The sequence below is a fragment of the Segetibacter sp. genome, assembly GCF_025963695.1.
Classification (GTDB): Bacteria; Bacteroidota; Bacteroidia; order Chitinophagales; family Chitinophagaceae; genus Segetibacter.
The window spans coordinates 1-13,059 of the sequence record NZ_JAOQAH010000031.1; the positions used below are offsets into that span (position 1 = coordinate 1).

Below are 13,059 nucleotides of genomic sequence, written 5' to 3' on the forward strand. Positions count from 1 at the left end.
GCCTTGCTTTAATCAAGACAAAAATTTTAAGGCAGAGCAACAAAGAATGAATTTCTTTGACCTCCCTTTCCATTATTTATCCCACCAAACACGAGTGTTCAAATCATTTTTACCTTGCACCGCTATGGCAGCATTTAAATTGGTTGAATTGGTAATAATCTCGCTATCAGGGTAAGGCATCCGGCGAATAAAACTGCCTGTAACATCTGCACTGGGGTAAGGATTTTTTTGTAATGCCGGATATCCACTTCGCCGGAAGTTAGCAAACAACTCAGAGCCGTTCATGAAAGTAGCAACCCAGTATTGAGTATTGATCTGTTCAATTGCATTAGCAGGGTTAAGTGGATTAGCATCTAAATAAGCTTTGATTGCACTTTCACCTATTGCAGCACTTGCATCGTATTCAACCATCTGCTCCATGTGGGCTCTTATACCTGATTGATATAATGCTGCTGCATCACCTGTTGCCCATCCCCGTACAACCGCCTCTGCTAAAAGCAATTGAGTTTGTGCATGTGTAACATGATACTCAGGTGCCGTTACCTTAAGAATGGTGTTTAAATTTACCTGTGAGTAATCATACAAACTTGCTACACCAAAGGTTGAAAAAGTATTTTTTATAGACACATCGTCATAACCCATTGGCATACCAATTTGCAGGGCCGGATCGGTTGTTGTACGTGGGGGTGCTTGCTCTGCACCTGACTTTGCCCCAACATGCCTGTAAGCAATTGATTTAAGACGTGGATCATTATTATTTTTCAAAAAATCTACAAACGGCTTAGCTAAATAAAAATTAGCTTTTTCACGCGCCGTCAAATGCACCGCTATCCAATTATTAAACAGCGAGGTATGGCGTAAAACAGAATTGTCTGCATTTGATTGCATTAACCCTCCGGCAACAGCTTTTGCAACATACGTTTTGGCTACATCGGGGGCTACTTTTGTAAGTCGCATAGCTGCTCTCAGCAATAAAGAGTTCCCTAGTTTTTTCCATCTCAGAATATTTCCTCCATACAATATATCACCGGTAGAAGTAGCCTTGGCAGGATCAAGTGCTGCAGAAGCTTCATCCAGCTCTTTCAATATATCCTTGTAAATTAATTCCTGTTTATCATACTTAGGTTGAATAATTTGAGAGGTAAAACCTTTGGATGCTTCAAAATAAGGAATGTCGCCGTATGTGTCTGTCAATATCATAAATGAATAAGCTTTCCATATCCTTGCCTGGTTGTGTAAATTAGTACGGTTAGCATCGCCTCTTGTCTTTTCTAAAGCGTCAACATTTTGTTTTAAAACATTGCGGTAGAAATTAGTCCATACGAGGCTTGAATTACCTGGATTAAAATTGTTGTAATTACCCCCCGAGAGTGAACTTCCAAAAGGCGTTATAATTTGCTGAACAATGCCAAAGTCATAACAAAGCATTTGCAGCGTTGCAAAATTGTCAGGGTAAGTCGTTTCTATTATTGCCCTGTTCATCACAAATTGGGCATCAAGAGTGGTAGGGTCAACTTTGTTAATGTTTAACTCATCGAATCCCTTATCGCAGCTTGCAAGCAAACTGATTGCAGCAAGCATTCCCAAAAAGTATGTTTTAATATGTTGCATGATTTGGTTTTTTTATTAAGCTGTTACTATAATTTCAACAAATTAAAATTTTACGTTTAGGTTTATGCCGATACTCCTTGTAGGAGGAACGGCAGTCCAGAAATCAAGACCTGTCTCATTATCAGAAATATTAGCAATGTTTTCAGGATCCATATTTTCCGTCCATTTTTTTAGGATAGCTACATTGTTTGCAACTGCACTAAGTCTTAACCCTTTCACAAACTTAAATTTGCTCATATGCTTTGTAAAGTCGTAGCCCAAAGTAACCTGGCGCAGCTTCCAGAAACCCGAGTTGAAAACAAAGTCTTCATTTACACCCAGTACATTTGGCGTTTCGTAAAAGGGTTGCAGATCAGATTTGGTTACATTTTCCTTTCCGTCAGGATTAACGCCCACTCCAATTACATATCCTTCTGCGCGGCCCACCAAAGTTCTTTTGTGTAATCCGTGACGTAAAGCATTCATGTTTGAACCTGCAATCATTTTAGCACCTAACTTAAAATCAACCAGGGTAGTTAAAATCAGTCCTTTGTAATTTAATGTGTTAGTTATGCCGCCAAAATACTTTGGCAAAACATTGCCGACATAGGAGTCGAAATTGTTCCTAATAGGTCTTCCGGTACTTGCATCAAATACCTGTCTGCCCTGGGCATCTCTTTGGTACAAGAAAGTATACAATGCACCAATTGGTTTGCCAACAACCTGTTTTACGATCCGGCCTCCACCACCGCCGACTGATATTACCGTATCGGCTGGGGATAACCCCAATTGTAAAACTTTAGAAGTGTTATAAGACACATTCGCACTCACATCCCATTTGAAAGAAGTTGTTCTAACCGGAGAGAAGGTTAGAAGCATTTCCAACCCTTTATTTATGCTGCGACCTACATTAATCAGTTGATTGGTATATGAAGAGGCATCCGAAACCTGTGCAGCCAGTATCTGGTCTTTAGTAATTTTGCGGTAGTATGAAACATCTAATCCAACCCTGCTTTGAAACAATCTTAATTCAACTCCAAACTCAGCTTCTGATACTCTTAACGGCTTCAAATTAGGATTTGGAATTAGTGATGCATTAATGCCACCCACTGGTATACTTTGTCCTGAAGGGTTAGGAAAAAGATTATTATTTACAGCATAATACAAAACATTGGAATAAGGAGCCACATTATCGTCACCTACTTCAGCATAAGCCGCCCTGATTTTTGCATATGAAATCCATTCGGGCAAGTTATTAACTGCCTCCGACACAATAAAGCTGCCCGTTACCGACGGGTAAAAAATGCTTCTGTTTGCAGGGGCAAGTGTAGAGAACCAATCGTTACGCCCGGTAACATTTAAAAACAAGAAACTTTTATAAGAGAATTCAACTGCGCCATATAAAGAATTCACCTTTCTTTCAGCTTTGCTATAGAGCGGATCTTTTGCTCTTCCATTCATGATAGTATACAATCCCGGCTGAACAAAATCTTGTACACTCACGCTGTTGTATTCACTTCTGCGATACATTTGATTGCCACCCAAAGTTAGATCTACACCAAAATCACTGATTTTACGATTAGCCCCTAAAAGGAAGTCATAGTTTCTTTCTCTAAACCGTCGTACATCCTGGGTATAGGAACCATTTATAAACCCGGTAGGGGCTGCCGGAATAGGTGCATATCCATTAGGTATATTATAGTCCTGACCGCGGGTATACATATCTTGTGCAATCCGTCCCTGCAAATAGATCCAGCTATTAATTTGATACCTTAAAGCTATGTTTCCAATAAGCCTGTCTCTTGTTATATTTTCAAAACGTTTATTTACTGAATAGTAGGGATTATTTCTTACTAAAAACCGTGACATCACAAATTCGTTACCATTAGGTAGTGTTTGATTTTCTTCCATTGCATAAAAAGGCATCGAATTAGCTAAAGTGTACAATACCGTTGGCACTGCCATATCCTGGGTGTTTACCTGCGGAGGATTGGTATTTTGCTCGTTAGAATAATTCGCATTGCCCTGCACTGACAATCCTTTTGCAATGTTTTGGGTAAACCCAAGATTAATTGATTTTCTATTGAACTTAGAATTGGGCATAATACCCCTATTATCTGTATTGGAGATTGAAAGACTAAAACCACCATTTTCTCCACCGTTTGAAAGTGTAATCGTATTGGTTAGATTTTTACCTGTTTTGTAAAATTTCTTATACCTGTTAAATACCGGCTCGTAAGGATAAGTTTTGCCATCAAATAAAACCTGGGTCATTCCCGGCTGAAACTTTTCTCCAAAACTCCACACCCCCGATTGTGGAAAAGCAGTTGTAGGCCGAACTCCTCTTTCTCCCTGCCCATATTCATATTGAAAATCTGTAAAATCTAATGGAATATCTTCTGTATAGTTAATGTTATAATCAACCCCTATTCCCTTACCTGCACCCCTGGTTTTTGTAGTGATCATTACTACACCATCTTTCGCCCTTGATCCGTATAAAGCCGAGGCAGTAGCACCTTTTAAAACCGTCATTGATTCTATATCATCCGGATTAAGGCTGGAAAGACCATCTCCACCATCAGTACTGTTTACCTGGCCGCCCCTAAACCCGTTTCCTCCTCCTAAACCAAAGTTGGTATTATCCATCGGTACGCCGTTAATGACTATAAGCGGACTATTTACACTGCTGAAAGACGATTGCCCCCTGATACGAATTTTGGCAGAGCCTGCAGGACCAGTTCCCATAGTAGAAATATTTACTCCGGCTAATTTACCTTGAAGGCCGCTAGCGACATTTGGTGTGCGGTTAGTTGAAATCTGATCAGCATTTACAGTTGCAGTTGCATATCCCAATCGTTTTGATTCTTTTCTAATGCCTAATGCTGTCACTACCACATCCTGAAGGTTTCGTGTATCAGTTAGCATTTTGACCTCAATTGAATTTCGTGAACCAACATTTACAGTTTGCTCAGCAAATCCAACAAAAGAAAATACCAAATTAGCGTTCCTGGGCGCGTTAATAGAAAAATTACCGCTTTCATTTGTAACGGTTCCCTGGTTTGTACCTCTGACAGTAACGTTTACCCCTGAAAGGTTTTCGTTATCTGGTCCGGTAACTTTACCGGTTATATTAATATTCTGAGAATACACATAACCATGGCAAAAAAACAATACCGAAAAGATTAGTTTTAAAATTTTTTTCATGGCAATCGTATTTAGTAAAAAGGTTAAATGAGAGAGTATGGATAGTACAAATATTTCAAATAGCTAAAAGAGAAATGGCAGATTTACCAATTATGGATAGCACCGTCGGGGCTTAACAAATAAGGATGAGGGAATTTGGTTTTAGTTGTTACCTCCATCACGAAATCTGCTTTTTTACGATCAAACTTCACTCCTAATCCAGGTGCAGGGTTAAGATACAATTTTCCATTTCTATACAGGAGATAGTCTTCGTTAAAGTAGGCGGGCTTCTCAATTTCCCCTCCCCCCAATTCCATCATACAACGGTTGGGAGAGCTTGAGCCTAAAGCATGTACAAGAGCCGCCGATGACAATGGACCCGTAAAGTGAGGGATCATACCCACATAGTGAGTTTCGGCCATTGAGCAGATCTTTTTAAATTCTGAAATCCCTCCGGTATTAGGCAGGGTTACACGTGTATAGTCTATCAGCCTGTTTTCGATTAATTCATTAATATCCCATCGATCGCCAAACTGTTCGCCTACTGCCACAGGCACTTTTGTCATCTGACGAACGGTTTTATAAACTCCCGGATTTTCAGATCTAACAATATCCTCCACAAAATAAGGTTCAAGCAATTCTAACGCGTTCGAAACTTTTATTCCCTCGGTTAAATCAAAACGTGTGTGTAAATCAATTGCCCATTTACCTCCGCCACCTACAGCCGCATCTATTCGCTTGCAGAACTCAATTGTTTTTTTCGCATTCTCGTAAAAGTCAAACCGTGCATCCCCATTTCCACCTGTAGGTCCAATCCGATAGCTTCGCAAACCGGCTTCAATGCAATCTCTTGCTCTTTGCTCCTCTGTAGTGGCCTTCGAAGCCCGAAAGCCTGTAGCATAACATTCCACATAGTCCCGCGTCGCTCCTCCCAGCAATTCGTAAACCGGCACATTTAAAGCCTTCCCTTTAATATCCCATAATGCCATTTCTATAGCTCCCAACGCATGCAACTTTTCCCGTCCCGGGGGATAAAACATACCCCTGTATAAGTATTGCCAAAGATGTTCAATTCTAAACGGGTCTTCACCAATAATCATCTGGGCACATTGTTCAATCATATCTTTCGATCCGCCTTCACCAATGCCTATAATACCACCGTCGGTTTCAATCTCAACTATGCCACGCGCCTGATTAAAAAGGGGTTTGTTATAACCGGGAGCAGCATAATACCTGATTTTAGTTATTCTCATTTTTGATGCTGCTGTCCCGCTTATAGCTGCGCTGGCTTTAAGCAAAGGGCTTCCAACTAAGGCAGCAGTCGTTCCTACCATCGCCGATTTTATAAAATTTCTTCTTCTCATATGGTACAAGCAGTTTAAAGAGTTGGCCTATTAATCGATTAAGTAAGAAATGTTCTTCTATTTTAAATAATGAGTAACTGGTTAATTTGCTAAATAAGAAGCTACTTACCTGATTTACTAACTAATAATAATTCTTCAGATAGAAGTGGTTTGAACATTCGCTATAAATGTTAAAGTAAACTAAATCTTTTTTCTTAAATCTCCATCTTTTTAAGAAACTGGGCTGGCTGTTTCTTAGTAATTAGTGAAGTGAACAAAGAATTAAGATCTCATTACTCCTTCTAACGAGTTTCCTGGTAACCGCCCGGCTACCAATCCACCACTGATCCGTCAAGAAAATTATAAGACTCCGGGTTTTTCCAATCGTGACCAATCTTATCCTTTATCAGGTCTTCATCCAGTTCTATACCCAGACCAGGCCCTTGAGGAATAAGTACGGTACCATCTTTTTGTAGTTTAAATGGGGTTTTTAAATAACCTTCACCCAGCGACACCTGCTCCTGCACAAGAAAGTTTGGAATACTTGCTGCCAGCTGTAACCCCGCAGCAAGAGAAATGGGACCCATGGGGTTATGGGGAGCAATAGGAATATAATAAGCCTCCGCCATGCCTGCAATGATGCGCCCTTCGGTAATGCCGCCTGCATGGCAAAGATCGGGCTGTAAAATGCTGGCAGCTTTTTTTTCAAGCAATTCTCTAAACCCCCATTTTGTAAAAATTCGTTCGCCTGTTGCTATTGGCAAATGCGTTCCATGAGCAATATCGGCCATCACGTCGGCATTTTGCGCCTGGCAAGGTTCCTCTATAAACATGGGCTGGTACCGTTCCAATTCTTTGATGACAACTTTCGCTGTTTGCGGCGATATATTACCGTGAAAATCTATTCCTATATCCATGTCGGGTCCCGCAGCATCTCTTAGTGCAGCAAAGCTATCAACCGCGTGTTTTATAAACCTAGGGTTCTCTACTATATTGGCAGGATGTTCATGAGCTAAACCTGTTTTTATTACTGTATATCCTTCACTCTTTCTTTTTTTTATGTCATCAGGGGTGCTGGCGCGGCCATATACTCTTACCCGGTCGCGGGTTGGCCCTCCTAACAATTCGTAAGTAGGTACTCCCAGCAGTTTGCCTTTTATATCCCATAAAGCCTGATCGATACCACTCAATGCGCTGGTAAGAATGGGGCCTCCACGGTAAAATGCATGACGATAAATAGCCTGCCAGTGGTGGATAACGTGCCTGGGATCTTTACCAATTAAATAAGGTTCAACTTCATTAATAGCAGTCTGTACAGTTAATGCTCTGCCTTCTAGCAATGGTTCGCCAAGACCAAAGACACCAGCATCGGTGTGTATTTTAAGAAACAGCCAGCGGGGTTTAATTAGAAAAGTTTCCAGTCTTGTAATTCTCACTTCCTTTTTGTTAGGCACTTTTTCGGGAGAGGGGGCAGCATAAGATGAAACAGGCAAGGTAATGCCTGCGCCAATGATACCTAGAACAGACTCGATGGCTCGGCGCCGCGAAACAGGCGTTCTCGTTGATTCCATTTTTTATGGTTTATGGTTAGAAGATCCTTTTAAGAAAATTTTTATACAAGCCGCAGTATCTGGCAGAGTCATCGTTGCGTCGCAGTTCGTTCATCTGTAAACCGCCGCGCATCTTAAGTTTCTACTGCAAAAGCTCTACTCCATCCACTTTCCTTAAAACTCATCAAATCATAACTAGCTTGAGCTATCACTAACTTCAATCCGTTCAACTTTACCAACTAAAAAAATATAAGAACAGGCGCCAATACAAGCGAGAACGCCGACGAAAATAAGTGCAGGAGCAAAATTGCCACCGCTAACTAAAAAACCGATAACGAGGGGAACAACTACAGAAGAAAGATTACCTATAAAGTTAAATACTCCACCGGTTAATCCAATTAAATGTTTTGGAGCCAGGGTTGAAACGAACACCCAGGAAATTGCAGCGAGTCCATTACCAAAAAAGGCAATAGTCATAAACAAAATAATAAGCGCGGTACTATCCACATAATTAGCACCAATAATCGAAATAGATAAAATAAGCCCGACAATGATGGGAGTTTTACGGGCAACACTTACTGACACTTGTTTTTTAATTAAAAAGTCAGAAAGAAACCCTGAAAGTAAAACGCCTGCAAATGCGGCTAAAAACGGAAACGATGCTAAAAAGCCGGATTTTAAAAAATCAAGCCCCCGGTATTTAACGAGGTAAGTCGGAAACCAGGTAAGAAAAAACCACATGGTAGAGGTTGCACAAAACTGGCCGATATAAATCCCCCATAATTTTCGATGAATAAACACTTCTCTAAGGTTAATCCATTTGATAGAAGTTTTTTGCTTGCTGTTGATAGCTGAACTGTTAATAACACCACCACCCTGTTGTATGTGATTAAGTTCTGCCTGGTTTACTTTTAGGTGTTCAAGCGGGTCGCGGTAAAAGAAGTACCAGACAAGTCCCCATACAATACCAAGGGCACCGGTTATGATAAAAAGACCCCGCCAGGTAAGAAAATGTTCTATTGTTGTAAGTACAGGAGTCAAAAAAGCAAGGCCTATAAACTGCCCTGACGTATAAGTAGCTATAGCAGAAGCCCTTTCCTTATCCGGAAACCAGGCAGTAACTACGCGATTGTTAATGGGAAATGATGGAGCCTCGAAAGCACCCGTTGCAAGACGAAGACTAAACAACATGCCGAAGCCTTTTACAAACCCCTGCAACAATGTAACGGCGGACCAGGCAATAAGGCAAAGCGCATACAAAACTCTTGGTTTGATCCGATCCACCAATACTCCACCGGGAATTTGAAGTGCAGCATAAGTCCAGCCAAAGGCGGAGAAAATAAGACCTAGCTGTACGGGGGTTAATTGCAAGTCTTTGGAAATGGCGGCTGCTGCAACAGAAATATTACTGCGGTCCATGTAATTAATGATGACGTTGCCAAACACCAGAGCGAGCATTCCAAATCGAACGCGGGTTGATTTTGATGCAGCTAGCTGTTTTTCCATGGCAATTAATCTACTTAAAATCGATAAAAAAGCTTTTTTGCAGAATATTGAGAAAAAGGACGGCGTAGACCTAAGTCTGTAATCGGCCTAAAAGCCGGATAAAATGGGCCGTCCACTTTTTTGTTGGCGTACAAGTGTGCGACGCAACGATGCTGCTGTATCTTCCCATAGGTGGTAACCAAAAAAAATCGTCTTCCTTAATACGGTTAAAGCTAATAAAGGCGGCTCACCAACATCTGTTCGTTTATGGTAAACTTCGGTATTACCATTCCGCTACACTACCGTCTTCATGTCTCCACAAGGGATTACGCCAATTATGTCCGATAGCTGCCATTTTTCTTACGTACGCTTCGTCGATCTCGATACCCAGACCGGGCGCTTCAGGAATTTTTACATAACCGTTTTCATAGTCGAAAACAGTTTTGTCGGTAAGGTAGTCGAGCAAATCGTTGCCCTTGTTATAGTGTATACCAAGGCTTTGCTCCTGTATAAACGCGTTGTGGCAAGTAGCATCTACCTGCAAGCAGGCCGCCAGGGCAATAGGGCCAAGCGGGCAATGGGGAGCAGCAGCCACATCAAAAGCTTCGGCCATCGAAATTATTTTTTTACATTCAGTAATTCCACCTGCATGAGAGACGTCAGGCTGAATAATATCAACATATCCGTCTTTTAATAAGTTTTTAAATTGCCACCTCGAAAACATGCGTTCGCCGGTAGCAATTGGAATAGCCGTGTGCCGCGCGATTTCGCGCAGGGCTTCATTATTCTCGGGCAAAACCGGCTCTTCAATAAACATTGGGTGATAAGGCTCAAGCTCCTTAGCTAATATTTTAGCCATTGGCTTGTGCACCCGGCCGTGAAAGTCGATACCAATACCAACGGAAGGGCCTACCGCCCGGCGTACAGCATCGATGCGGGCAATGGCATGGGTTATCTTTTCGTACGAGTCTATGTATTGCAGTTCTTCTGTTGCATTCATCTTAAGGGCAGTAATGCCCTGGGCAATAAGTGCTTTCGCGGCTTGCCCAACCTCCGACGGTCGGTCACCACCAATCCACGAATAAATTTTCATGGCAGTGTGGGCTTTGCCGCCCATCAGTTGGTGTATAGGTGCATTGTAAAATTTTCCTTTTATATCCCAAAGAGCCTGGTCGATACCAGAGATAGCACTCATGAGTATGGGTCCGCCGCGATAGAAACCCGCACGATACATGACGTTCCAATGATCTTCAATGTTCATGGGGTCTTTGCCGATGAGATTCTCCATCATTTCATCCACCGCTACTTTTACCGTGGCAGCTCTACCTTCAATAACCGGCTCGCCCCAACCAACAATGCCTTCATCAGTTACAACTTTTAAGAACAACCAACGGGGAGGCACCTGGAACAATTCGTAGCTGGTAATCTTCATGAGCTGAAAGCTTAATGGTTAAAGCTGTAAATTAAAAAGTAAGAATCTTATTTGCAGATGTTTTTTTACTAGTACCGCAAAGGGGTGTCTCTTGTGTCTGCGTAAGCTTTAGTAAAATCTCGTGCTTTAACCTTACTGGCTACATATTGGATGCCCTGGAAAACATGCTTTACGAATACGGGGTCAGAATAGTCTTTCTTATCATGCCCGTATACGGTGCACCAGCTATGTCCGCCATCATAGTCATAATACCAGACTGAGGGGTAAAACTGGGCATAGGCGCCTGCATTTTTTATAATTAAATTCTTTTGTGTTGAATCGCTTGTGTTTAATGTAGTGATATCATGAACTGCCAACACGCGTGGGCCGGGATACAATTCTTTTGCGAAATAACATTCGTCTGCTTTTTCCCATACTGCAGGTAATCCTACCATAGATGGATGTGAAGGATCAATAATTCTGACTTTAAATTTTTGGAAGTTAGCGTGCCATGAGAATGTGCCGCCCATCATCATCTTAAACCATTTCCAGTTACGTTCGGTACCGGTAACAGAATGAAGGCCAACAAAACCGCCGCCTGCTTCTATGTAACGCCTAAATGCCAGGCGTTGCGCATCTGTATCAAAAACATCATTATTGGTGCTGGGGAAAAGAAGCAAGGTGTACTGCTTCAGATTAGCTTCCGTCATCACTGAAGCACTGCTCGAAGTATCTACCTTAAAATTATATTGTGTACCTAGAGTTTGTACGCACTTTACTGCACTGGCAATATTATCATGCACGTATCCTTTACCGTTTTTTGTATAAACCAACACCCGCACATTTTTCCAGTTAACCTGATTTTGTGCCTGGGCTAACGAACAAAAGACAACAAGAAAAATGAATATAGACAGAATGACTCTTTTCATAAGCTTTGATATATGTATCCTAAAATTTGCAAGGATTAAAAATGGGTGGAAAAAAACCCGAAAGCAGTTTGCGATGAAAAGACTTTCGGCTTCAATTTAATTAAGAACGACTCTGTGTCTACTTTTTTATGCTTTCTTATTTACAACATAATTGGTTCCGTAAGGAAAGCGTTGTGGTCTTGACAATAATTTGTTTGCTTCGACATTATCTTTAAAAACTTCCTTCTTCGGATCCCAATACAACTTGCCCTCAGTTTTCATTGCTGCGTGTACTAAAAGACACGCACTACATGAACGATGGGCTACTTCGGCCGGGCTAATGTTTGGTTTTTTAGTTTGAATTGAATCCAACCAGTTGCCATGTTGTTCGTGGCTTGAATACAGATGCGTTTCATTTGGTCCGATAACTGAAGTAAGTAAAGCAGGGTTACTTGCATTAAAAGCTTTTTCAACTTTACCAGATGTGGGATCTGAAGCAGTAACACCTACATTACCGCGGGTAACAAAGATCCATCCGTCACTGCCTTCGAATTTAATACCGTTTGGATTTTTGCTGCTCAAAAACATATTTACGCCGTTCGCGTATTTCATTTTTGCTTCATAGTCTCCATGAACATTCCACAGCCCTTTTGTCGGAAAATCAGCAGTAGCTTCAATTTCGATCGGACCAGTTAATTCCGTATTCATTCCCCAATGGGCAATATCAATATGATGAACTCCCCAACCAGTAATCATTCCTGCTCCGAACTGCTCGCAACGCAACCACCCACCGCGTGAATTAGGATCGGATAGTGAATGAACCCTATCAACAGTGTAATAGATATAGGGAGTGGAACCCAGCCACATATCGTAATTGAAATTTGCAGGAACAGGCATTTCAGCAGTGTTTCCTCCAGATGGATCAGAAGGAAGGCCAACATGTACTGAATGTAGTTTTCCAATTCTTCCATTTCTGACAAGCTCACAAGCTCTCTTAAACTGTGGCCATGGATCTAACGAACGTTGCTGACTTCCCAATTGAAAAACCACTCCGGACTTTCTTACAATGTCACTCATCTGGCGGCCTTCTTCAATAGTTAGAGATGTAGGCTTTTGACAGTAAATGTGCTTCCCAGCCAATGCTGCTTCAATGGCAGGTTGGGCATGCCAATGATCGGGTGTGCTTATAATAACCGCATCAATGTCTTTATTTGCAAGCAACGCTTTATAATCATCATAGATCTTTACATCCATGTAGTTTGCTTTGCCTGTTTTTTTTGCATACCACCCTTCTATCATTTGTTTGCCACTTTCCAAACGCGTTCTGTCAACATCAGCAACAGCCATAATATTTGCAGTGTCATATTTAAAGGTTTCAACCAGGTCGTGTGTGCGGGCAATACGACCAATACCAATCTGGCCAATATTGATTTTATTGCTGGGGGCGTTTTTACCAAACACTGATGCCGGAACAATTGTAGGAAAACCTGCCAATGCCACTGTGCCTGCAGTTGCTTTTATTGTGTTCTTTAAAAAACTGCGTCTGCTGTTAGCGTTATTAATGTCTGTCATTTTTTTAATTTAAGTAT

The 13,059-nt window shown here is 41.5% G+C and carries 8 protein-coding genes; all 8 read right to left on the reverse strand.

Annotated features, from left to right (window positions below; genetic code table 11):
- Window positions 1-72: 72 nt before the first annotated feature.
- On the reverse strand, window positions 73-1,611 hold the full coding sequence (locus tag JWR87_RS04635) for a SusD/RagB family nutrient-binding outer membrane lipoprotein (protein WP_297816160.1): 1,539 nt from the start codon (window positions 1,609-1,611) through the stop codon (window positions 73-75).
- Window positions 1,612-1,653: 42 nt separating this feature from the next.
- Window positions 1,654-4,794, reverse strand: a complete 3,141-nt coding sequence (locus tag JWR87_RS04640) for a SusC/RagA family TonB-linked outer membrane protein (RefSeq protein WP_297816162.1) — start codon at window positions 4,792-4,794, stop codon at window positions 1,654-1,656.
- A gap of 83 nt (window positions 4,795-4,877) precedes the next feature.
- Window positions 4,878-6,137, reverse strand: a complete 1,260-nt coding sequence (locus JWR87_RS04645) for a mandelate racemase/muconate lactonizing enzyme family protein (protein WP_297816164.1) — start codon at window positions 6,135-6,137, stop codon at window positions 4,878-4,880.
- A 308-nt stretch (window positions 6,138-6,445) separates the two neighbouring features.
- Window positions 6,446-7,552, reverse strand: a complete 1,107-nt coding sequence (gene dgoD, locus JWR87_RS04650) for a galactonate dehydratase (protein ID WP_366090176.1) — start codon at window positions 7,550-7,552, stop codon at window positions 6,446-6,448.
- A gap of 309 nt (window positions 7,553-7,861) precedes the next feature.
- Window positions 7,862-9,172 carry an MFS transporter gene (locus JWR87_RS04655; RefSeq protein WP_297816168.1) on the reverse strand — a complete coding sequence of 437 codons (1,311 nt, stop codon included), beginning with the start codon at window positions 9,170-9,172 and terminating at the stop codon, window positions 7,862-7,864.
- Window positions 9,173-9,434: 262 nt separating this feature from the next.
- On the reverse strand, window positions 9,435-10,583 hold the full coding sequence (dgoD, locus tag JWR87_RS04660; protein ID WP_297816170.1) for a galactonate dehydratase: 1,149 nt from the start codon (window positions 10,581-10,583) through the stop codon (window positions 9,435-9,437).
- Window positions 10,584-10,651: 68 nt separating this feature from the next.
- Window positions 10,652-11,491, reverse strand: a complete 840-nt coding sequence (locus JWR87_RS04665) for a ThuA domain-containing protein (RefSeq protein WP_297816172.1) — start codon at window positions 11,489-11,491, stop codon at window positions 10,652-10,654.
- Window positions 11,492-11,617: 126 nt separating this feature from the next.
- Complete coding sequence (locus JWR87_RS04670; protein WP_297816174.1) at window positions 11,618-13,042, reverse strand: Gfo/Idh/MocA family oxidoreductase; 1,425 nt, start codon at window positions 13,040-13,042, stop codon at window positions 11,618-11,620.
- Between the last annotated feature and the right edge of the window lie 17 nt (window positions 13,043-13,059).

What these genes read in the sequence shown, in the direction of transcription:
- JWR87_RS04635 (WP_297816160.1), bottom strand. Translation starts at nt 1,611, where the DNA reads ATGCAACATATTAAAACATACTTTTTGGGAATGCTTGCTGCAATCAGT.
- JWR87_RS04640 (WP_297816162.1), bottom strand. Translation starts at nt 4,794, where the DNA reads ATGAAAAAAATTTTAAAACTAATCTTTTCGGTATTGTTTTTTTGCCAT.
- JWR87_RS04645 (WP_297816164.1), bottom strand. Translation starts at nt 6,137, where the DNA reads ATGAGAAGAAGAAATTTTATAAAATCGGCGATGGTAGGAACGACTGCT.
- JWR87_RS04655 (WP_297816168.1), bottom strand. Translation starts at nt 9,172, where the DNA reads ATGGAAAAACAGCTAGCTGCATCAAAATCAACCCGCGTTCGATTTGGA.
- dgoD (WP_297816170.1), bottom strand. Translation starts at nt 10,583, where the DNA reads ATGAAGATTACCAGCTACGAATTGTTCCAGGTGCCTCCCCGTTGGTTG.
- JWR87_RS04665 (WP_297816172.1), bottom strand. Translation starts at nt 11,491, where the DNA reads ATGAAAAGAGTCATTCTGTCTATATTCATTTTTCTTGTTGTCTTTTGT.
- JWR87_RS04670 (WP_297816174.1), bottom strand. Translation starts at nt 13,042, where the DNA reads ATGACAGACATTAATAACGCTAACAGCAGACGCAGTTTTTTAAAGAAC.